Origin of the sequence: Paraburkholderia sediminicola (assembly GCF_046027825.1) — a bacterium.
Classification (GTDB): domain Bacteria; phylum Pseudomonadota; class Gammaproteobacteria; order Burkholderiales; family Burkholderiaceae; genus Paraburkholderia; species Paraburkholderia sediminicola_D.
Genome location: NZ_JAQQDU010000012.1, coordinates 1 through 20,880, shown reverse-complemented (window position 1 = coordinate 20,880; position 20,880 = coordinate 1). Strand labels below are relative to the sequence as shown.

Genomic DNA, 20,880 nt, shown 5'->3' with positions numbered 1-20,880 from the left:
GCTCACAATGCGATCCATTGAAACAGGCAAGGAATCACACGCAGCTGAACGCGCGTTCAGCGAGAATGATGCACTGATGCTGCGCGCGGTCGATATTGGCAAGACCTTCACGCTGCACGGCCAGGGTGGCGTGCAGATCGAAGCGCTGGCGGGCGTGTCACTCGACGTTGAACGCGGCGAGTGTGTCGTGCTGGTTGGGCCGTCAGGCGCCGGCAAGAGTACGCTGCTGCGCTGTTTGTACGGCAACTACCTCGCCAGTACAGGCTCGATTGCAATGCGCGACGCGGCGGCGGATGACAGGCCGCCGGTATCGATCACCGGCGCCGAGCCGCACGACGTGTTGCGCCTGCGCCGCGTCGTGGTCGGCTACGTCAGCCAGTTTCTGCGCGTGATTCCGCGCGTGCCGACGCTTACGCTCGTCGCCGAACCGCTCCTGTCGCGCGGCGTGACGGAAGATGAAGCCCGTGCGCGTGCCGCTGCCCTGCTGGCAAGGTTAAACGTGCCCGAGCGACTGTGGTCGTTAGCGCCTGCTACCTTCTCCGGCGGCGAACAGCAGCGCGTGAACATCGCCCGCGGGTTGATCGCCGGGCATCCGCTGCTGCTGCTCGACGAGCCGACAGCCTCGCTCGACGCGGAGAACCGTGACGTGGTCGCCGATCTGATCGTCGAAGCACGCGAGCGAGGCGCTGCGATCGTCGGCATCTTTCACGACGAAGATACCCGTAACAAGGTTGCCACGCGCCGCCTCGAACTTCAGCCGCCGCTACGTCACTAATTGACACGAAACGGCACTAAACTGAACCACTGAGCTGAAACATTGAGTCGCAGCACCGGGTCGAAACACGGCGGTGCCACACTCAGGACAGACTACGGAGCAAGTCGATGTTGATCAAGAACGCTCGCATCGTGACGCGAGACGAAGTATTTACCGGCATGCTACGCATCGAAGACGGCGTGATTCGCGACGTCGAGCGTGGCACGACCTCGGCGCGCGAAGCGGAAGATTGGGACGGCGACTATCTGTTGCCGGGCCTGATCGAACTGCACACGGACAACCTCGAGAAGCATCTGGCGCCGCGCCCGGGCGTGCAATGGAATACCGATGCCGCCTTCGTGATCCACGACGCGCAGGTGGCGGCGGCCGGCATCACCACGGTGTTCGATTCCCTCGCGATCGGTTCGCGCTCGAATGTAGGGCTGCGCGGCCGCGATCTGCAAACGCAATGCGCCGAATCCCTCACGCGCTTCTCCGAGCGCAAGCTGCTGCGCGCCGAACACTTTCTGCATCTGCGCTGCGAAATCGCCACCGCCGATGTGGTCGAGGTGTTCGATTCGTTGTGCGCGCATCCGTTGCTGCGGCTGGCCTCGGTGATGGATCACACGCCCGGCCAACGTCAATGGCACGACCGCGAACAATGGCGCCGCTTCCAGGAGCGCAACGGCAAACTGACTGACGAACACGTGGCGACTGCACTGGCCGAACTGTCCGTCGAACAGGAACGTTATGCCGACGCGCACCGCCGCGAAATCGTCGCGCGCTGCAAGCGGCTCGGCATTCCGGTGGCGAGCCATGATGACACGCTGATCGAGCACATCGAACAGGCCAAGGCCGAAGGCATTGTGCTGGCCGAATTCCCGACCACCCGCATCGCCGCCGAGGCAGCACGCGAGCACGGTATTTCGACCATCATGGGGGCACCGAATATCGTGCGCGGCGGCTCGCACTCCGGCAACGTGTCGGCGCTCGAACTGGCAAAGGCAAACTTGCTCGACATTCTGTCATCGGACTACGTTCCGTCCAGTTTGATGACGGCCGTGTTCGAGCTGGTTCACAAGGCCGACTGGAGCCTGCCGCGCGCCATGGCGACGGTGTCGGCCGAACCGGCTCGCACCGCCGGGTTGCATGACCGCGGCGCGATCGAAGCGGGTTTGCGCGCGGATTTCGTGCGCGTGACGATGCTCGACACGCTGCCGGTGCCGCGCGCGACGTATCGCGCCGGCGCGCGGATCGTCTGACGATGTTTTCAGGCCTCGCTGGGCGTGGGCAGCAACGGTTCTACCGCGGCCCAGCGCGTCCAGCGGGGCGTCCTGTCAGGCGCTTCAACGCGCAGTGTGCGGGAGCCATCGCCAAACACGAGGGATTCGATATTGAAGGCGCTTGCCTCGGGAACGCCCGCTTCGCGCACGTGTCCGGATTGATAGGTGAAACTGAGATTGCCTTCGCGCAACAGGTCGAGGTAGGCGTCGAAGTCAGCAGTTGATGAACGTGTGGCCCAACGATTCAGCAGGGTGGCGGCGATTTCGGCGTCGTACATGCTGGTCCTCTCTGGACATAAGCCGTATCGCGACTATAGCTGAAAATCAAGCATCGTGCTGCATCGCAGCATTGCCTGTTCACTCTACTCCTGCCTATGACTGCTCGCGCTTCAAACCATCATTCTCCGCGCATGTCTTGCGTCATCTGCGCCTACAACGAGGCGCCCCGCATCGGCACCGTGCTGGCCGTGGCCTGCGCCCACCCTTTGCTCGGCGAGGTTATCGTGGTGGACGACGGGTCGACCGACGGCACCGCTGAAATAGTCGAAGGATTCGCATCCGTACGGCTGATTCGATGTACGGAAAATCGTGGCAAAAGCGCCGCCATGGCAGCCGGAATCGCTGCGGCGCGAGGTGAGTGGCTCATGCTGCTCGATGCCGACCTGAAAGGGCTGACCGCCGAAGGCATCAGCGCACTGGCCACCCCCGTTTTACAAGGCAAGGCGCAAGTGAGCCTGAGCCTGCGCCAGAACAGCCTGCTGGCGTTTCGCGCCATTGGCCTCGATTTCGTCTCCGGCGAACGCGTCGTCACCAAAGCACTGCTGAGCGAAGTCCTGCTGGAGGTTCACGGCATGCCGCGCTTCGGGGTCGAAGTGTTCACGAACCGCCGCATCATCGAACGCAACCTGTCCATTGCGGTCACTCACTGGCCACACGTCACGCAGGCACGCAAAACCGAGAAGCTCGGTTACTGGAAAGGCGTGCGCGCGGAATGGCGCATGATCGCCGACCTCTTCAGGGCGGTTTATCCGCTCGCGCTGATTTCACAAACCTTTCAGATGCTTCGCTTGCGGATTGACCACGGCCCACGGGCGAGCTTTGCGGCACGCATGCGCCGAGTGCCCGATACCGATAGTCCGCGCTGAAGCGCTGATCGAGCCCGGCGAGCCCAGTGAACCACCCCGCCCCATTCGCTCCCAGCCTCAAGGGCTCAGTCGGCGGCCGGCAGTGGGTTGCGTCCCCTCGTCGCAAGCGCAACAAAACCTGCCGCGCCCAGCACCAGGGGGCTGTAAAGCGTCGCAAAGCGCCACAGCACCAGCGCTGTCGCGATGCTCGCGCGAGGCACCCAACTCGCGAATGCAGCCGCGAGAGCGATATCGCCGGTGCCGCCGCCCGCGGGCACACCGGTCCACAACGCGGCGTGCAGCGCGACCGCCTGCACCGCCAGCACGAAACCTAACGGCATGCGGTAACCGAGTTCGCGCAAGATAAACCAGAGGGCGCCATAGCGAAGCAACCACTGTAGCGTCGTCAGCAGGCACAACGCCGCAAGCCGCCACTTGGGTCCGGCGACCAGTTCCAGCCATTGCCGGCGAACACTGTGAAAAAACCTGCTCAATCTTGCGCGGCGCGTGTTGAGCCAATCAACGCGCCGGCCGGCGGCATCCAATGCCGCCACCACACGCCGACGGTTCATCCAGCACACACCGATCAGGCATGCGACGCCCGCCAGCACGCCGAACACGAGCGGCGCACTCTCGCGCGGAATCATTTGCGTCAGCGGCCCGAATGCAAACAGCAGGGAAACCGGTACGGCGGTCGTGAAGAACGCGAGATCGAGCGCCTGATCCGCGCCGACGACCGTCGTCGCGAGCGACCAGGACGCCCCAGCGCGTTGCAGCAGGCCGATGTTGACCCCATAGCCCGCCGCGCCCAGCGGAGAAGCCAGGAAGGCGAAATCGGTCGCCAGCGTGATAGCAAACGTGCGCAGGAAACTCACCCGGAGTCCGAGCGCGGTCTGCATCAGATGCAGCTTGCCGGCCTTTGCCATTGCGCTGATTGCCGCACTCGCGGCAAGCGCGGCGAACACGTATAGGGACACCTGACGAAGCCCGCCAAGCGCCGCGTGCGAATTGAGAACGAAGGGCGCGCCGGCGGCAAGGCCGATACCGGCAAGCGCCAATAACACTGCCGCTTTACGCGTATGTGATCTGATCAACGAGGGCCTCAGCGAGTGCAGCCTGGCCCTGCTTTCTCCGCACGATGCAGCCTGCATGGCGCTGCGTCACACGTGAAATCGAGGCCGTCCGAGGCCTCATGATAATCGGTCGAAGCTGCGTTTTCGTGACTAGCGGGCCGACTGCAACTGCCCCCATCCGACCAGTACCTTCTGAATGCTGCGCGCGTAGGCGTCGCGTTCCTTCGGGGACTCCGAGTGGTAGGCGCCGATCGCGCGCCAGGTATTACCGTATTTGACCATCTTCTGCTTGAGCAGCCAGGCGGCCACGTAGACATTCACACACGGGTCGGTCAACGCGCGGTGCGGTACTCCTTCGCGCGCGAGGTCATCGAAATGAATCGAATTGATCTGTGACTGGCCGACGTCGATCGAACCGTTTGCATTCTGATGTATCGCGCCCGGATCGCCCTTCGATTCGTACCACGCAACCGCACGCAGTATCCACGGGTTGACGCCCTGATAAGCCGCGGCCTCGTTGAAGCATTCGTCGGCCGCATGGGCCGCGCCGCACACCGACAGCCACGCTAGCGCGGTGCAGAAGAGTTTCAAGGACACGATTCATCCTTCCGCTTCATAGCGACAAAATAACGACAAAATAGCGGCGAAAGTGGTGAGCGCCACGCCGCCGGCCGAACTACTTGATCAACGCCAGATCGATCTGCCGTTGCACGGAGTCGAGGTATGTATGCGAAGCATCGGACACGACGAGCCGGACAGCCGGCATCGGCGGCCCCCTGTGCTCCTGCATCTGCATCGACGCACGCGACTTCTTTCGATGCAGCGCCGGTTTCACCGGCAAGTCGTCATCGCTGCCGCTCGACGGCGGCAGCATTGCAAGCGACGGCAACGGCGGATAAACCTTGTCCGCCGCCGCGGGGAAAGCATTCGCCGACTGCAGGACCGTACCCGGCGGGTCCGCGAAGGCCGGCGCCGCCAGAAGTGTTGCCGCCGCCAGTAAAGACACGCGAACCATCACGATGGCCTCCTTCATTGCACCGTCCTGATTGACACGCTATAGGGCTGACCCAGGCCGGCAGTCCGGTTTTCGAAACTCACCTTCGACATGCGCTGCGCGGGTACGCCCTTCCATACCGACTGGTTCAGGTACGCGAAGTCCTGGCCCAGCGCGGTGACGAGCACGACCGTGGATTGCTGCTGCGCGGCAGCCAGCGCGCCCGCCTTGGCGAGTACGGCGGAGAGTTGCGGGTCATGTGCCCCGAGCGCATCCGGCGGAATCTCGAAGCTGATGACCTCGTTCGGCGCCTTGTCGGTTCGTGCGGCATTCTGCGCAGGCATCTGTGCGCATCCGGTCAACGCGAGAACGGCTACCCAAAACCACACCTGTCGCTTCACACCTGTCTCCAGTCAATCCCGTTGCTGTAACGATGTTTTCGGCAGGTCCACGTCAAAAGTTGATAGGCCGAAAACGCATTGGCGAAAATCAAACAGAGTTCCCTCAAGACCCGCGCAAACGATTGCGTCAACGCTCGACGAAGCGCCAATCGAGGCAAAGTTGCCTCGGGTTTAAAGCGGCTTATTTGTGTGATGATTGCGAGACTGGAGACGCCGCGAAACGGGGTTCCGCGGGTCATGCGCGGGTGGTGGGATAAGCTTGCAGGCGCAGTGGGGATACCACGCCTATGGCCTTAGGCGAGCGAGCGGCCTATCGGCACATCGACTTAAGTCGATAGCGGCACGCGTTCCGGTTCGTCCGCATCGAACCATGCCGGGTTGCGCTCGGCAATCGGACCAAGCGACATCAGAATCTCGCGAAGATGGCTGCGCATCGCCTCTTCAGCAGCGCTCGGGTCGTGCGCGCGCAGGCCGGCGAGAATTTTTGCGTGCTGCTTGATCAGCAGATCGAGCGGCGACACCTCGGGCAAGCTCAGATAGCGCACCCGATCCATCTGCGCCTTGATGTCCTGGATCGTTTCCCATGCCGCCGTGCAATCAATGGCCTGGGCAATCGCGTAATGAAACGCCTCGTCGAGCGCAAGGAAAGCAGCGGTGTCGTTCGATTTCGCCGCAAGCTTCTGGTCGCGAAGATTGTCGGCGAGCGCCTGCAACTGCTCGTCCGTGATCGACACGGCTGCCTTGCGCACCACCGCCGTCTCGATTGCTTCGCGAATGAAGCGCCCTTCCCGCACCTGGCGCGGCGAAATGCGCTTCACGAAGGTGCCGCGCTGCGGCAATACCTGAAGCACGCCCGCTTCGACCAGCTTGATGAACGCCTCCCGCACCGGCTGCCGCGACACCTGAAACATCTCGGACACTTCCTTCTCCGAGAGCGGCGTACCTGGCACCAGTTGACCGGCAAAAATCGCCTGGCGCAGCGAACGGAAAATCTGCTTGCCGATCGGTTCGTGCGAGTCGAACGAGACGCTGGCGGTCAGATCCGGCAGTTGGACGCGCGCACCGGCCTGTGCGCTCGCGCGGCGTCGTGTGCGGGGCGCGACAGACGCCGTATCGGAGGAGAAAGAAGACGCGTTGGCGTAGGGGTTCTTGGTCGGCATCGGGCAAAGCAGCGAATGAATAGCGAGGGGGACGGCCGCACCATGAATATCCGCTTAGGCATGCCCACTTGGGCATACCTACTTAGGTGCGCCGCACCATACTACCATGCACGTTTCATGTTCAACGCACTCGTTCGCGGCTCGCGAATCCACACCAGCGAACACACCGCGCCGAGGACGGCAACCGCACCCGCCAGCACAAACGCGCTCGTGTAATTACCGTGCGTCGCTTCGACGATAAAGCCGGTCACCGCCGGTCCGATCACGCCGGCCAGATTCGCCAGCAGGTGCACAAAGCCGCCCACCCCGCCGACGTGTTCGCGCGGCACGGTATCCTGAATCACGGCCCAATACACCGCGCCCGTCACATACAGGAAGAAGATCGACACCGACATCAGCGCGACCGCACCTTGGGTACTGGCGACCCGCCCGGCCAACGCGACACACACCGCCGCCGCGCCCAGACAACTGCCCAGCACAAGCTTGCGCGACAGCAGCGGCTTGCCGGTCAGGCGCAAGATGAAGTCCGAGATAAAGCCCCCCGCCGCGAGCCCAATGCTGCCGAGCAGCCACGGGATCACGGTGGCGAAACTCATGTCGCGCAAGCTCAGGTGATGCGCTTCAGTCAGATAGGTCGGGAACCACGACAGGAAGAAAAACAGCACGTAGTTGTATGAGAAGAATGCAAAGGCGGTGGCGAGAATGATCGGCTTCTTCAGGAAGTGCCGCAGGCCGAGCCTCTCGCCGTCGGCCGAATGCGCGATTGCATGTTCGTCCGCCTGACCGGCGCGGATGAGTTCGATCTCGTGCGGCGTGACGCGGGAATTCTCATGCGGGTGTTCCGTGGTCGTCGCCGCCCACAAGACGAGCCACAAGAGTCCCAGCAGCATGATCGCGACAAAGGCCCAGCGCCAGCCGAACTGCACGGCCATAAAGCCGACCACCGGGCCCGCCAGCGCACCGCCGAGCGGCGTGCCCGAACTGATCACGCCAATCGCGCTCGCCACTTCCTTGCGCGGGAACCAGTTATTGACCATCTTGCTGTTCGACGAACTGAACGGACCTTCGCCCATGCCGAACAGCACGCGCAGCACGATCAGCGAACCGATACCGCTTGCCAACGCGGTCGCGCCGCAGAACACCGACCACACGCCCATCGCCGTGCCGAACACGCGTTTCGCGCCGACCTTGTCCGAGAGCACGCCGCCGACAAAATTGAACAGCGCATAGCCGATGAAGAAGCTGCTGAACACGATGCCCATCTGCGCATGCGAGAAGTTCAGATCCTTCTGGATCAGCGGTGCGGCGATCGACAGCGCCGCTCGATCGAGGTAGTTGATCACGCCGGCCAGAAACAGTAGCGCGACAACAAACCAGCGTTGACTCTTGATCATCAGGTGTCTCCTTCGGGTCGCCTCTTGGTGGGCGTTTGAATAGTTCAGATAGCTTGATTGGTTTCTGACGACGCTGCGCATAGGTGCAACGCCTCATGTATGCCACGGTCGATGCCTAGTCGAAGTTCAGATGCACCTTCATCGACTGCGAGCGGTCGAGCGCCACTTCGAATGCCCGGTTCGCCTCGTTCATCGCGAACGCATGCGTCATGAGCGGCCGCAGGTCGACCTTGCCGGAGGCGATTTCATCGGCGGCGATCGCGTATTCGTCCGTGAACCGGAACGAGCCCTGATAGCGGAGTTCTTTCGACATCACGAGGTTCGCCGCCACCGGCGACTGGCCGGCCGGCAGATTGCCGACCTGAATCACCGTGCCACCCGCACGCGCGGCACGCAGCGCCGTATCAAGGCCGGCGGGACTACCCGATGCCTCAATGACGACGTCGAACGTGCCGCGCTGCGCGGACCATTGATCGATCGTCGCGCTGTCCGTCGCGTTCACGGTTTGATCCGCGCCGAGTTGCTGCGCGACCTGTAACGCGCGATCCGAAAGATCCAACGCAACCACGCGATGCGCACCGGCGCGGCGCGCCACGCTCAGCAGAATGCAACCGATCGGCCCACACCCCACCAGCAGGACGCTCGCGCCGACGAGCGACCCCGCCTGCTTCACCGCATGCAACGCGACGGCGAGCGGCTCGGCCATCGACGCCTGCGCAAAATCGACGCCATCCGGCACGGGTACGCATTGCCGCGCCGCGACGACGATGTACTGACGGAACATGCCCTGGGTATGCGGGAACGTCGATGCACTGCCCATGAAACGCATGTTCAGACAATGATTCGGCATCCCGCCGACGCAAAAGCGGCACGTCCCGCAGGCGAGTCCCGGATTGACGGCAACGCGCTGTCCGGGCATCAGGCGGCTCTCGGCGCTCACGCCCTCGCCGAGCGAATCGATCTCCCCGGCCACCTCATGTCCGAGCACGAACGGCTCGCGCACTGCGAAATCGCCGCTCTTGCCTTTGAAGTAGTACGACAGATCGGACCCGCAAATGCCGCCGGCGCGCACGCGTACTCGCACCTGGCCGGGGCCGGGCACAGGTGGCTCGACTTCGTCGATGCGGATCAGTTTGGGTTCGTGAAGCACGGCTGCGAGCATGATGGACTCCGGTATGGCAAAGGTCGCGCGCTCAAGGCTGCGCGACAGAAGACGAGGATGAGGACGAAGATGAAGACGCAAGCGCTTGTGTTGCCGTGCGTGCCTCTGCCGGCTCACCGCTGCCCCAATCATGGAGATCGCCGCCGCGGCGCAGAGGCGCCGTTTCCGGCAAAGCAAAGAGCGAAACAGCCGACACGATGCCGAGCACCGCGACATAGAGGATCAACGCGAGCGAATTGCCATGCGTGACCTGAATCAGTTTGACGGCCAGTAGTCCGAGCACGCCGCTGCCGAGCAAAGAACCGATCTGCCAGATCAGCGCAATACCGCTGCATCGCACGCGCGCCGGGAACAGTTCGGGGAACAGCGCCGCTTGCGGTGCATAGCAAAGGCTGTGGCCCACGCTAATGGCGAGAATCATCACGCACTGGATCGCCATGCGATTGCCGCTGTCGATCGCCATGAAGAACGGCACCACCAGCGCCACGTGCAATAACGCACCCGCGATGAAGGTCGGCCGCCGCCCGATGCGATCGGACAACGCACCGGCGAGCGGAATCGTCACGAGCTCAAGCGCGACGGCGACGATGACCGTCTCGAGCAGCATGCTTTGCGCGATGCCATGTGCTTTGCCGTAGGCGAGCACGATCATTGTGTACATCGCGAAGGTGCAAGCCTCGATCATTTTGGCCCCGACACCTTTAACGATCGTCGGACCGAACTGCCGCACCACCTCTACCACCGGGCGCGAAGCCACAGCCTTGGTGCGCTGGATCGTCGCGAAGATCGGCGACTCTTCAGTGCGCAAACGGATATACAGCCCCACGGCAACCAGCAGCGCACTCGCGAGAAATGGAATGCGCCAGCCCCAGTCGAGCAGTTGCGCCGGCGTCAACGTCGCGCTGAGCAGTGCGAACAGCCCCGACGGGATCAGGAAACCGGCCGGCGCGCCGAGTTGCACGAGGCTCGCGAAGAAACCACGCCGCACAGGCGGTGCGTATTCCGCCGTCAGCAGCACGGCGCCCGCCTGCTCGCCGCCCACGCCAAAGCCCTGCAACACGCGAATTACGATCAGCGCGATCGGGGCCCAGATTCCAATCGACTGATAGTCCGGTAGCAGGCCGATTGCGAATGTCCCTAAACCGACGATCAGGATCGTCACGATCAAGGCCTTCTTGCGGCCGACGCGATCGCCGAAATGACCGAACACGATGCCGCCCAGCGGCCGCGCCAGAAACCCGACCGCGTAAGTGGCGAAGGCGGCGAGCGTGCCGATCAGCGGGTCAGCGGAAGGAAAGAACTTCTGGCCGAACACCAGTACGGCAGCCGTGCCGTAGACGAAGAAGTCGTAGTACTCGGCCGCGGTGCCGATGGTCGAGGCGAAGGCCACGCGGCGCAGCATGGCGGTGCTGGCCGGCGCGACGGCTTGCGGGCGTGCTGGATTCACGCTTGTCTCCATGATTGTGGTGTCGGGCTGGGGGTGAATCGTCTCACCAGTTCCAAAGCGTCCCGTCTTCGAGACGCGCGACCGGCAGATACGCGGGGTCGTAGGGATATCGCGCGGCGGCGGCTTCGTCGATATCGACACCGTGACCCGGCGCTTCGCCGGGATGCATCATGCCGCGATCGAAGCGCCATGCGTGCGGGAAAACTTCGAGCGCTTCCTGCGGAAAGCCCATGTACTCCTGCACGCCGAAATTCGGCACCCACAGATCGAAGTGCAGCGCCGCCCCCATGCACACCGGCGACAGATCCGACGGCCCGTGGCAACCGGTTCGTACCTGGTATATCGACGCAAAATCCGCAATGCGCCGCAGATGCGTAATGCCGCCCGCGTGCGTCAAGGTGGCGCGGATATAGTCAATCAACTGCTCCTCGATCAACTGTTTGCAATCCCAAATGCTGTTGAAGACTTCGCCGACGGCAATTGGCGTGACCGTATGTTCGCGAATCAGCCGGAAGCCGGCCTGGTTCTCCGCGGGCGTCGGGTCTTCCATCCAGAACAGGCGATATGGCTCGACCGATTTGCCAAGGCGCGCGGCTTCGATCGGCGTCAAACGGTGGTGCACGTCATGCAGCAAATGCGTATCGAAGCCAAATTTTTCACGCACCGCTTCAAAGAGCTTGGGGACGAAGTCGAGATACTTTTCCGACGACCAGCTCTGCTCCTCGACCGCGCCCTTGGTGGCCGGCTCGTACATGCCGCTGCCTTTCGACACGCCATACACCGAGCGCATGTTCGGCACGCCGCATTGAATGCGAATGGCCTGATAGCCGGCTTCGATGTGTTCGGCGTAACGATCGAGCGCTTCGGGAATGTCGCGGCCGGTGGCATGGCCGTACACCATCACGCCTTCGCGCGACGCGCCGCCGAGCAGCTTGTAGAGCGGCATGCCCGTCACTTTGCCGAGAATGTCCCACAGCGCCATATCCACCGCGGCGATCGCCGTCATCGTGACAGGGCCGCGGCGCCAGTACGCGCCTTTGTAGAGGTATTGCCAGGTGTCTTCGATACGGCCGGGATCGCGTCCGATCAGCAACGGGCAGACGTGGTCTTTCAGGTACGAAGCGACCGCGAGTTCGCGGCCGTTCAGCGTTGCATCGCCGATGCCGTGTACGCCTTCGTCCGTGACGATTTTCAGGGTGACGAAGTTACGGCCTGGGCACGTGACGATCACGTCGGCGCGAACGATCTTCATGACATTTTCCTTGCAGAAGCAGGTCGCAATCCATGCAGAACGTCGGCATGCGACTTGCTGTTTTCGAATCGGTTTCTAGCGGCGGCTTGATGTGACAAATGAGGTGGCAAATGCAGTGGTAAATAACTTGGCAAGCGAAGTGAAAAATCGCATTCGTCAACCTGCTTCAAGCCGTTTGAACGATGCTACCATACAAGTATATCGATACGTCAAATCAGGGTTTTCCCGTTGATGGGCGTCGCTTCCAAGCCTTTTCTGCTTCTTTCCCGCTATCTGGATTTCACGACATGAGCTCCTCAGCCACCTTGCCTCGCCTCGCCCGCCACGCACTGCCCACGCTGCAAACGCATCTGCTGTCACCGCAATGGCGGGAGCCGCGCATCGGCATCGTTCATCTGGGGATCGGCAACTTCCATCGCGCGCATCAGGCGCTCTATACGGAAGAGGCCATGCTTGCGGCAGGCGGCGACTGGGGTATTTGCGGCGTCACGCTGCAAGGCGATGTCGGCAAGCGCGACGTGCTGATGGCGCAGCAAGGCTTGTATAGCGTGGTAGAGCGCGGAGCGCAGGGTGCCAAAGTGACCGTCGTGCGTGCGCTGCGCGAAGTGCTGGCCATGCCGCACGATCACGCCACCCTGTTTGCACGCCTCGCGGATCCGCTAGTACGGATCGTCTCGCTGACCGTCACCGAAAAAGGCTACTGCCGCGATCCGAAAACCGGCGAGGTCGCGCTCGACGATCCCGCCGTCGTGCACGATCTGGCACACCCGCTCGCGCCGCGCACGGTGCCGGGCATTCTCGTCGCGGCATTACGCGAGCGGCGCGATGGCGCGACCGGCCATCCGTTCACGGTGCTCTCGTGCGACAACCTTTCCCATAACGGCGCCGCGCTACGCCAGGTGGTCTGTTCGTTCGCGCGGCAAACCGATCCTGAGCTGGCCGACTGGATCGCCACCCACGTAGCGTTTCCATCGACCATGGTCGACCGAATCGTGCCGGCGACCACCGACGCCGAACGTGTCACCGTAGCCCACGCGATCGTCTATGACGATGCCGCGCCCGTGCCGTGCGAGCCGTTCCGGCAATGGGTCATCGAAGATCGTTTTCCGGGAGGACGTCCCGCATGGGACGCGGTTGGCGCGCAACTCGTCGACGACGTCACGCCGTTCGAATTGGCAAAGCTCCGCATGCTGAACGGCACGCACTCGACACTCGCCTATCTGTCGATGCTCGGCGGCTTCGACACCATCGACGCCGCGATCGCCCACCCCGCCCTACGCAACCTCATTCACGCGATGATGACGCAAGAAATCGCGCCGACGCTGAGCATGCCTGCGTCATTCGACCTGGCCGCCTATCGGGACGCATTGCTCGAGCGTTACGCGAATCCGGCACTGAAACATCGCTGCGCACAGATTGCGATGGACGGCAGCCAGAAGATTCCACCGCGCCTGCTCGCCACGATTGCGGCGCGGATCGACGCGGGCCAATCGTTCACGCGTCTCGCGCTGGCGGTAGCGGCATGGATGACGTTTTTGCGCGGCCATGCGGACGACGGCACGCGTTACGAAATCAGCGATCCGCTGGCCAGCAGGTTGAAGACGCTCGCGGCATCCGCGCGGGGCGAACCACAGGCGCTGATGGAGGCATTACTGTCCGTGCGCGAAGTGTTTCCGGCGGATCTGGCCGCTCTTGCCGAGTTCAGAAAAGCGCTTCGACACGCATTGCAGTTGCTTCAGGAAAACGGAGCCCGAGGCGCCATTGCCGCGTTGCAATGATTCCGCGCGTTTGGGAACTCGCGCGGCTGGCACAGCGTGGCTCGGCGCGCCGACGCTCTTATAGGCGCGGTTGGTAAGCGCGTCTCATCGACGCGTCAGGCAGTCGGCTCCGCCTCGCGGCCTTCCGTGGCGCCTTCGCTAGCCTGCTCGCGCTTGCGCGCCTCCAGCACATCCCGGTAGCGTAAATACGCACACCGTCCACCGGATTTGGCCGCGTACATCGCCGCGTCGGCATTGAGCAGCAGTTCCTCGGCCGTCGCGCTGTCGTCCGGAAACTGGCTGATGCCAATGCTCGCGCCCACCGTCATGCGTTGTCCGTCGATCAGCAGTTCTTCGTTCAACGCGCCCATGATCCGCGCGGCAATCCCCGGCGCGGCCTCCGCGGACCGCGGCCCCTCGACCAACACGATGAACTCGTCGCCGCCGAGGCGCGCGGCAACATCTGCCGTGCAGAGCACCTGCTTGAGCCGGCGCGCCACTGCGGCGAGCACCTTGTCGCCAATCGAATGGCCGAACTGGTCGTTGATCTGCTTGAAGCGGTCGAGGTCGACGAACAGCACGGCGAGCCCTTCATCACGCCGCGTCGCTTCCTCGATCGCCGCCTCGAGTTTCTGCATGAACAACATGCGGTTAGGCAGGCCGGTCAGCCCGTCGTGCGTGGCGAGATGCACGAGCTCACGTTGCTTGTTATGCAGCACATCCATTTGTGACTTGATTTCCCGGCGCAGACGATCGAAGCAGCGCGCCAGCACGCCGATCTCGTCGGTACGTTTGAGCGGCAGCGTCTCCATCGCGTGCCCGGCGAACAGATGCGTAGCCGCGTACGCCAGAATGTGCAAAGGCTTCGTCAGCGCACGCGCAAACAGAATCGCGAGGAACAGCGCCAACACACTGAAGATCAGGACCATGCGAACGATTCTGCCACCCAACTGGTTGGCGCCGGACACGACATGATCGAGCGGTTTGCCCAGGCCGAGCACGATAAAACGGTTGCCCGCGGACGCGCCGAACGGTCTGCGCACGAACGCAAGCACCTGACCGGCCGCCTGCCGCGGCCGCACGAGACCGTTCAGCAGAACTTCGCTTTCTGACTGATCGAACAGCGGCTTGGTGGCGGAAAAGCTGTCCTGCATCAGAACGCGGCGGCCCTTGTCGAAGCCGAACGTTTTCGAGGCATCCGGATGCACCAGGAAATCGCCCCATTCGTTGGCGAGATAGACCTGATAGTCGCTCGGCAAATCGCTCTGCAAGCGTTTGAGCAGGTCGTCCAGATCGACGTCGATAATCACAACGCCCACCACGGCGCCACTCGCGTCCGCCACGGGTGTGCCGAGCCGCAATGTCGGTTTGCCCTCGGCGGCATGCGTACCGTACTCGTGATTCACCGAAATCGGCGAGGTATAAATGCGCCCGGGCGAGAACGCAAGTGTGTCGAACACATACGCGAACTGGCCCTTTTCCTGCAAGCTGTTCCCCTGGACCCGCACCAGGCCGTCCGCATCGCGGTCGAAACGAATCAGTTCGAGCCCGTAGTGCTTGCGGGTAATCAGGCGGATTTGCAGATACTCGGGGTGATGAACCATGAAGCTGGCATACACCTGCGCCAGTTGTTCGCGCGGCGCGTTCGCGCCAAGGCCGTTGTCGGTCTGCAAGACGGCCGCCGAAGACGGCAAGCTCGCGAGCACCAGGGCATCCGCGCCGACATCGTCGATCGCTCCGGAAACGCGCTGGCCCAGCAGCTCCGTTGAAGTCAGCAGACTGCGTTCGGCTTCGCTCACGAGCATCGTCCGGTTGGCACGATAGGCGTAATAACCCGTCGCGCCGGACGCGAGCACGCCGATGCACGCAAACAGAATCGATAGTTTGAATGTCAGACCAGGGCGCATCATCAGAAAAGCTCCGACCTGTCGCCGGACACAATTCTGTTCCACAGCTCCTCGCGCCGCTGAATATCTTCCACCGGGCCGATCCAGACGATGTGCGCGTTGTCGCTGTTTTCCGCCGGCGCCGTCAACGTGTTGGCAAGCCCCTGGCGTTGCGTCAACAAGGCACTGACGTCCGGTTCGAGCATGTAATTGATCCACGCCAGCGCGAGCGGGCGATCCTTGGCGGAGCGCGTCATCGACCAGCAGTCCAGCCACGCAAGCGCCCCTTCGTCGGGAATCACGTAGCCCACGTCGGCGCCGGCACGGCGCAACGATTCAACCTGCTGGGTGCCATAGTTACCGAACATCAGGGCAACCTTGTGCTGGATGAAGAACGCGGTCGCCTCTTCCGGCAGCGTGTAATAGGTCAGCAGGTTGCGGCGCAGATCGACGAGCTTGTGAGCGACTATGCGCATCTGCCTGGCGTCAAGCTGGAAAGGATGGGCGTATCCCAGCGCCAACGCGGTGAACGAGAAATTATGTTGGGCGCTATTGAAGTCGAGAACCTTGCCGCGGTAACGTGGGTTCCACAATTCGCGCATCGAGCGCGGCGCAACGGCAAACTGCTTGCGGTCATAGATCAGCCCCATCGACGAATACGTGAATGGAATGGCGTACACCTTGCCTGCCGAAGTCAGCCCTTCGATCGACGACAGCGCCCGAAACCGCGGTAACTGCTTTTTTGTATTCGGCAAACTGGCCAGATCGAGCGGCGCCAGCAGATTTACGCGGGTATAGCGTTCGATTTCAGCCGTATTGGCCGCAAGCACATCGAACGGTGGCGTACCCTGGGCATGCATCTGCGCCCATAGCGCCTCGTCGGAATCGACCAGTGTGACTTCGACCTTCGCGTGATAGCGTGATTCGAAAGTCTTGACGACGTCGGCGTCCGCATAACCGGGCCATGCCAGTACACGCAGAACTTTGTCGGCGGCTACGGCTGGCGCAGACGACAAAAGGCTACAGCATAAAGCGACATTTATCAGGAACGTCAGAAAACCGGAAAACACACCGTCGCGCGACGAATTCGCACGCTCCACTGCGATTGCAATTCGACGCCGGAACGATGGTTTGAAACAGCGCATTTCATCTGCCATGGAAATCATGTGCATATACAACACCACTTAGCAGAAGGCCGTTATGACGAGCGCAGACAGGCGCGCGGTGTTTAACCGCAGGCGTAGTGCTCGATGACTTTGTTCAGACAGATACCGACGCGACGATTGCGTAGCGTGCGGAGCGTTGATAATAGCGCCAAGCAAACCATTTTTGGTTACTGCCACGCCGCAACCGGGAAAAACAACCGGTCAGGCTGATTTAACAAACGCGCTGACCGGCATTTAACGGTAGTTCACGCGAAATCTTTAACGCATCGTCAGGCATTTGAAACAAACCTGATCGTCGTAATAAGCAGTGGTTAATAAAGCATGCTCAACGCTCGATTTGCAGGCACAACGCATTGCGCGAAGTATCCGGGCGAAATTCCTGGCGCAATCCCGCCATTAGCCAACTTCATTACGACGTCATTACGCGGCGACAGGCGGCAGACGAAAACAATCCAATAGGCATAGTCGGCGGGGTCAAATCCCCACCACATTCGGGCTGTAGAAGCTATCCTCGCGCGCTATCCGGTGTTTCACTAGCTACCCAACTTTTTTGAACTGATAAGCTTTGCGCGCGCTGCTGGCCGCCCCGGCCGGCAGCTTCAACCCAAGCCTGGTCGTGAGTCGCGCCAGGCGTCCCGCAGCGGTACAACCGCATACGGGAGTATTTGAACTACACCGAGGAGTTAAACAGTGAAAAAACTGCTAGCGGCTTTGACGGTTGCTCTGCTTGCTACCGTCTCGATTGGCGCACACGCTAAAGATTGGTCGACGATCCGTTTCGGCGTTGACGCCAGCTACCCCCCGTTTGAGTCCAAGGGCTCGGACGGCAAGCTCGCGGGCTTTGACATCGACCTCGGCAATGAAATCTGCGCGCGCCTGAAGGCCAAGTGTGTGTGGGTCGAAAACGACTTTGACGGCATGATCCCGGCCCTGAAGGCGAAGAAGTTCGACGGCGTGCTGTCGTCGATGTCCATGACGCCGCAACGCGCTGAGCAGATCGCCTTCTCGTCGAAGCTGTTCAACACGCCGACGCGCCTCGTCACGAAGAAGGGTTCGGGCATCCTGCCGACCGCCGATTCGCTGAAGGGCAAGACGGTTGGCGTCGAGCAAGGCACGATCCAGGAAACCTACGCGAAAACGTACTGGGAACCGAAGGGCGCGAAGGTTGTGCCGTATCAGAACCAGGACCAGGTCTACGCCGACTTGCTGTCGGGTCGTCTTGACGCATCGCTGCAGGACGCGGTTGAAGCTGAAATCGGCTTCCTGAAGACGCCGCGCGGCGCGGGCTATGAGTTCGCCGGCAAGGATATCGTCGACGAGAAGATCCTCGGTAACGGCGCAGGCATCGGCATGCGCAAGGAAGACACCGATCTGAAGGCGAAGGTCGACAAGGCTATTGCCGACATCATCAAGGACGGTACGTACAAGAAGCTCGAGAAGAAGTACTTCGACTTCGACGTGTACGGCAGCTAAGCCAGCCAGGCGCGTCTGACGACGCGCTTGCCGGCCTGCAGACAACGGGCTCCGCACCATGCGGAGCCCGTTTCGTTTGCGGGGCCGTTATGTGGGCCGGTTTGCCGTGCCGCCTCGACTACGAACGGGCCGAACAGGACGGCACGTGTGCCGCCCGTCACCCGGACGACCCCGCATAAGGCCACGCGCCGCGTCATATCGGCTAAGATCGTGCGATAGCGGCGCCGCGAGACAGCGCGCCAATGACCGACCGTTAAGCACCCTTTCCTTCTGTAATCAACGACATAGCGCGGCACGGCCCACCTGCCCGCGGATTTGAAAACCATGCAAACCCAAACCCATCCGCTGATTGCCCCAACGCTTGGCACCGCCCGTAATCTGACGAGTTTTCACTATGGTCCTGGCGGCGGGCAGAAGATTTACATCCAGTCGTCGCTGCATGCCGACGAGTTGCCGGGCATGCTGGTCTCGTGGGCGTTGCGCCGCAAGCTCGCCGCGCTGGAAGCCGCCGGCAGGATGCGCGGCGAAGTCGTGATCGTGCCGGTGGCCAATCCGATCGGCCTGAATCAGCATTTTCTTGGCCATCTGACCGGCCGCTTCGAAACCAACAGCGCGCAGAACTTCAACCGCAATTTCTACGAGCTGTCGGCACTGATTCAGCCCGGCATCGAAGCGCGTCTGACCGACAACATCGACGCGAATCGCACGGCAATCCGCGCGGCGATGCGTGAGGCGCTCGACGCGCAACAGCCGGCAACCGAACTCGAATCGCAACGTCTGGCGCTGCAAAAGCTCTCGTATGACGCCGATGTCGTACTCGATCTGCACTGCGACTGGGAAGCCGCGATGCACCTGTACACCAACCCCGATCTGTGGCCGGAAGTCGAGCCGCTCGCCTGCTATCTGGACGCCAAGGCATCGTTGCTGGCGTTGAATTCGGTGGGCAATCCGTTCGACGAAATCCACAGCTTCTGCTGGTCGGATCTGCGCGGCCGTTACGGCGACCGTTTCCCGATTCCGAACGGCTCGATCTCGGTCACGATCGAACTGCGCGGTCAACGCGAAGTGTCGTACGAGTATGCCGAGCGCGACGCCCAGGCGATCATCGAGTACCTGACCTCGCGCGGCGTGATCGACGGCACGCCGGCCCCGCTGCCGGCGCTCGAATTCGCCGCCACGCCTTTGGCCGGCGCCGAGCCGATCGTCGCGCCGATTAGCGGCGTGCTCGTGTATCGCTGCGAAGTCGGCACCTGGGTCGATGTCGGCCATGAGATCGCCGATATCGTCGATCCGTTGACCGATCGCGTCGTGACGCTGAAAAGCACCGTGGCCGGCGTGCTGTATGCGCGGCATCTGACGCGCTTCGCGACGGCCGGGCTGGAATTCGCGCGTATCGCCGGTGCGAAGGCGTTCAGAAGCGGGTCGTTGTTGAGCAACTAAGGAACACCTGAAGCCGCGCTTTGCTGGATTCATCTGCGAAAGCTGTGCTTGCAAAGCAGAACGCCCGCTATTTCAGCCGGCGTTCTGCGTTTACGGGTCTATTGCGAAAGACCGGATTGCTCAAAGTCGGCTGGAAAGCCGCCTATAAAACCGCTCAGAAAGCCGGAATGATCGCGCCTTTGAACTGTGTGTCGATGTACTTGCGCACTTCGTCCGACTCATATGCCGCGACCAGCTTCTTGACCCACGGCTTGTCGCGATCCTGCGCGCGCACGGCGATCAAGTTCGCGTACGGCCCCTTGAGGTCCTCGATCGCGATCGCGTCTTTCGTCGGCTGCAAGCCGGCCTTCACCGCGTAATCCGTGTTGATCGACGCCGCGTCGAGGTCGTCAAGCGAGCGCGGCAATTGCGCGGCGTCGAGTTCGACCAGCTTGATCTTCTTCGGATTGTCGGCAACGTCGAGCGGCGTGGCATTGACGCCGTTCGTGCCGACGCCCGGCTTCAGTTTGATCACGCCGTACTTCTGCAACAGCAGCAGCGCGCGGTTGCCATTCGACGGATCGTTCTGGATGCCGACCTTCGCGCCTTCCGGCAAGTCCTTCAGCGACTTGAACTTCTTCGAATAGAAGCCCATTGGCGAAACGTAGGTCAGGCCGACGTTGACGATCTTGTAGCCGCGCTGCTTGATCTGGCTATCGAGAAACGGCTGATGCTGGAAACCGTTGGCGTCGAGGTCGCCGGCGTCGAGTGCCGCGTTCGGCTGCACGTAGTCGTTGAATTCAATGACCTTCACATTCAGCCCTTCACGCCCCGCGACCTTGGTCACGACCGACCAGATCTGCGCGTCCGGGCCACTCATCGTGCCGATCTTGAGTTGTTTATCGTCGGCGTGCGCAAACGTTGCCGTCAGCGAAACAGCGGCGATAGCGAGCAGATTCTGGATGATTGTCCGGCGTTGCATGCATTTCCCCACGAGCGGTTTTGATTAATAGGCGCAAATGGTTGCATGCCGCCGCGGCGCCAGAAAACCAATCGTTTTTCACACGCTTATATGCACGATCTGGAAAAAGCTTATCAGCGGCGTGCCTTGCTTGATTTCAACCAGCAAAGCTAA

The 20,880-nt window shown here is 62.0% G+C and carries 19 protein-coding genes; 6 read left to right on the top strand and 13 right to left on the bottom strand.

Going from position 1 to position 20,880, the window contains the following annotated elements; all coding sequences use genetic code 11:
- Window positions 1-7: 7 nt before the first annotated feature.
- Window positions 8-775, top strand: coding sequence for a phosphonate C-P lyase system protein PhnL (gene phnL / locus PQQ96_RS08845; RefSeq protein ID WP_408290891.1), 768 nt, complete (start codon window positions 8-10; stop codon window positions 773-775).
- Window positions 776-882: 107 nt separating this feature from the next.
- Window positions 883-2,016 (top strand): alpha-D-ribose 1-methylphosphonate 5-triphosphate diphosphatase, encoded by a 1,134-nt coding sequence (locus PQQ96_RS08840; RefSeq protein WP_408290889.1) that lies wholly within the window; start codon window positions 883-885, stop codon window positions 2,014-2,016.
- 8 nt (window positions 2,017-2,024) lie between these two features.
- On the opposite strand, the gene PQQ96_RS08835 is transcribed toward PQQ96_RS08840, so the two are convergent.
- Window positions 2,025-2,315: a hypothetical protein gene (locus PQQ96_RS08835; protein WP_408290888.1), complete on the bottom strand. Its 291-nt coding sequence runs from the start codon at window positions 2,313-2,315 to the stop codon at window positions 2,025-2,027.
- Between the two features lie 96 nt (window positions 2,316-2,411).
- On the opposite strand from PQQ96_RS08835, the gene PQQ96_RS08830 reads away from it, so the two are divergent.
- A complete protein-coding gene (locus PQQ96_RS08830; RefSeq protein ID WP_408290887.1) occupies window positions 2,412-3,182 on the top strand; it encodes a glycosyltransferase family 2 protein in 771 nt (256 codons plus the stop codon).
- Window positions 3,183-3,247: 65 nt separating this feature from the next.
- Here the strand turns inward: PQQ96_RS08830 and PQQ96_RS08825 are convergent, their stop codons facing one another.
- The 9 genes from PQQ96_RS08825 to manD all read right to left on the bottom strand — a co-directional run bounded on the left by PQQ96_RS08825 (window position 3,248) and on the right by manD (window position 12,044).
- On the bottom strand, window positions 3,248-4,255 hold the full coding sequence (locus PQQ96_RS08825) for a lysylphosphatidylglycerol synthase transmembrane domain-containing protein (RefSeq protein ID WP_408290885.1): 1,008 nt from the start codon (window positions 4,253-4,255) through the stop codon (window positions 3,248-3,250).
- 129 nt (window positions 4,256-4,384) lie between these two features.
- Window positions 4,385-4,831, bottom strand: a complete 447-nt coding sequence (locus PQQ96_RS08820; protein WP_408290883.1) for a lytic transglycosylase domain-containing protein — start codon at window positions 4,829-4,831, stop codon at window positions 4,385-4,387.
- A 79-nt stretch (window positions 4,832-4,910) separates the two neighbouring features.
- On the bottom strand, window positions 4,911-5,267 hold the full coding sequence (locus tag PQQ96_RS08815; RefSeq protein ID WP_408290882.1) for a hypothetical protein: 357 nt from the start codon (window positions 5,265-5,267) through the stop codon (window positions 4,911-4,913).
- On the bottom strand, window positions 5,264-5,572 hold the full coding sequence (locus tag PQQ96_RS08810; RefSeq protein ID WP_408290880.1) for a hypothetical protein: 309 nt from the start codon (window positions 5,570-5,572) through the stop codon (window positions 5,264-5,266). Before PQQ96_RS08810 ends, PQQ96_RS08815 begins: the two co-directional genes overlap by 4 nt.
- Window positions 5,573-5,955: 383 nt before the next feature.
- Window positions 5,956-6,789, bottom strand: a complete 834-nt coding sequence (locus PQQ96_RS08805) for a GntR family transcriptional regulator (protein ID WP_408290878.1) — start codon at window positions 6,787-6,789, stop codon at window positions 5,956-5,958.
- Between the two features lie 101 nt (window positions 6,790-6,890).
- A complete protein-coding gene (locus PQQ96_RS08800; protein ID WP_408290876.1) occupies window positions 6,891-8,183 on the bottom strand; it encodes an MFS transporter in 1,293 nt (430 codons plus the stop codon).
- A 115-nt stretch (window positions 8,184-8,298) separates the two neighbouring features.
- Window positions 8,299-9,345, bottom strand: coding sequence for an L-idonate 5-dehydrogenase (locus tag PQQ96_RS08795; RefSeq protein WP_408290875.1), 1,047 nt, complete (start codon window positions 9,343-9,345; stop codon window positions 8,299-8,301).
- Between the two features lie 31 nt (window positions 9,346-9,376).
- The gene (locus PQQ96_RS08790) at window positions 9,377-10,792 is read right to left on the bottom strand and encodes an MFS transporter (protein WP_408290873.1); all 1,416 of its coding nucleotides are present in this window, start codon (window positions 10,790-10,792) and stop codon (window positions 9,377-9,379) included.
- A 43-nt stretch (window positions 10,793-10,835) separates the two neighbouring features.
- Window positions 10,836-12,044: a D-mannonate dehydratase ManD gene (gene manD, locus PQQ96_RS08785; RefSeq protein ID WP_408290871.1), complete on the bottom strand. Its 1,209-nt coding sequence runs from the start codon at window positions 12,042-12,044 to the stop codon at window positions 10,836-10,838.
- Window positions 12,045-12,331: 287 nt separating this feature from the next.
- On the opposite strand from manD, the gene PQQ96_RS08780 reads away from it, so the two are divergent.
- Complete coding sequence (locus tag PQQ96_RS08780) at window positions 12,332-13,822, top strand: mannitol dehydrogenase family protein (RefSeq protein ID WP_408290869.1); 1,491 nt, start codon at window positions 12,332-12,334, stop codon at window positions 13,820-13,822.
- 95 nt (window positions 13,823-13,917) lie between these two features.
- On the opposite strand, the gene PQQ96_RS08775 is transcribed toward PQQ96_RS08780, so the two are convergent.
- Both PQQ96_RS08775 and PQQ96_RS08770 read right to left on the bottom strand, forming a co-directional pair.
- Window positions 13,918-15,711, bottom strand: coding sequence for a diguanylate cyclase domain-containing protein (locus tag PQQ96_RS08775; protein WP_408290867.1), 1,794 nt, complete (start codon window positions 15,709-15,711; stop codon window positions 13,918-13,920).
- The gene (locus PQQ96_RS08770) at window positions 15,711-16,859 is read right to left on the bottom strand and encodes an ABC transporter substrate-binding protein (protein ID WP_408290866.1); all 1,149 of its coding nucleotides are present in this window, start codon (window positions 16,857-16,859) and stop codon (window positions 15,711-15,713) included. The genes PQQ96_RS08775 and PQQ96_RS08770 overlap by 1 nt, the downstream gene beginning before the upstream one ends.
- 684 nt (window positions 16,860-17,543) lie before the next feature.
- Here PQQ96_RS08770 and PQQ96_RS08765 point away from each other — a divergent pair.
- Window positions 17,544-18,326: an ABC transporter substrate-binding protein gene (locus tag PQQ96_RS08765; RefSeq protein ID WP_408290864.1), complete on the top strand. Its 783-nt coding sequence runs from the start codon at window positions 17,544-17,546 to the stop codon at window positions 18,324-18,326.
- 324 nt (window positions 18,327-18,650) lie between these two features.
- Entirely contained in the window at window positions 18,651-19,766 is a 1,116-nt protein-coding gene (locus PQQ96_RS08760) for a succinylglutamate desuccinylase/aspartoacylase family protein (protein WP_408290862.1), read from the top strand.
- A gap of 154 nt (window positions 19,767-19,920) precedes the next feature.
- On the opposite strand, the gene PQQ96_RS08755 is transcribed toward PQQ96_RS08760, so the two are convergent.
- Window positions 19,921-20,727 carry a MetQ/NlpA family ABC transporter substrate-binding protein gene (locus PQQ96_RS08755; protein WP_408290860.1) on the bottom strand — a complete coding sequence of 269 codons (807 nt, stop codon included), beginning with the start codon at window positions 20,725-20,727 and terminating at the stop codon, window positions 19,921-19,923.
- Window positions 20,728-20,880: the final 153 nt, after the last annotated feature.

Excerpts from the sequence above, each read along its gene's own strand:
- PQQ96_RS08760 (WP_408290862.1), top strand. The coding sequence starts at position 18,651 with ATGCAAACCCAAACCCATCCGCTGATTGCCCCAACGCTTGGCACCGCC.
- PQQ96_RS08830 (WP_408290887.1), top strand. The coding sequence starts at position 2,412 with ATGACTGCTCGCGCTTCAAACCATCATTCTCCGCGCATGTCTTGCGTC.
- PQQ96_RS08800 (WP_408290876.1), bottom strand. The coding sequence starts at position 8,183 with ATGATCAAGAGTCAACGCTGGTTTGTTGTCGCGCTACTGTTTCTGGCC.
- PQQ96_RS08770 (WP_408290866.1), bottom strand. The coding sequence starts at position 16,859 with ATGCACATGATTTCCATGGCAGATGAAATGCGCTGTTTCAAACCATCG.
- manD (WP_408290871.1), bottom strand. The coding sequence starts at position 12,044 with ATGAAGATCGTTCGCGCCGACGTGATCGTCACGTGCCCAGGCCGTAAC.
- PQQ96_RS08775 (WP_408290867.1), bottom strand. The coding sequence starts at position 15,711 with ATGATGCGCCCTGGTCTGACATTCAAACTATCGATTCTGTTTGCGTGC.
- PQQ96_RS08840 (WP_408290889.1), top strand. The coding sequence starts at position 883 with ATGTTGATCAAGAACGCTCGCATCGTGACGCGAGACGAAGTATTTACC.
- PQQ96_RS08795 (WP_408290875.1), bottom strand. The coding sequence starts at position 9,345 with ATGCTCGCAGCCGTGCTTCACGAACCCAAACTGATCCGCATCGACGAA.
- PQQ96_RS08805 (WP_408290878.1), bottom strand. The coding sequence starts at position 6,789 with ATGCCGACCAAGAACCCCTACGCCAACGCGTCTTCTTTCTCCTCCGAT.
- PQQ96_RS08835 (WP_408290888.1), bottom strand. The coding sequence starts at position 2,315 with ATGTACGACGCCGAAATCGCCGCCACCCTGCTGAATCGTTGGGCCACA.
- PQQ96_RS08815 (WP_408290882.1), bottom strand. The coding sequence starts at position 5,267 with ATGAAGGAGGCCATCGTGATGGTTCGCGTGTCTTTACTGGCGGCGGCA.
- PQQ96_RS08755 (WP_408290860.1), bottom strand. The coding sequence starts at position 20,727 with ATGCAACGCCGGACAATCATCCAGAATCTGCTCGCTATCGCCGCTGTT.
- PQQ96_RS08810 (WP_408290880.1), bottom strand. The coding sequence starts at position 5,572 with ATGCCTGCGCAGAATGCCGCACGAACCGACAAGGCGCCGAACGAGGTC.
- PQQ96_RS08780 (WP_408290869.1), top strand. The coding sequence starts at position 12,332 with ATGAGCTCCTCAGCCACCTTGCCTCGCCTCGCCCGCCACGCACTGCCC.
- phnL (WP_408290891.1), top strand. The coding sequence starts at position 8 with ATGCGATCCATTGAAACAGGCAAGGAATCACACGCAGCTGAACGCGCG.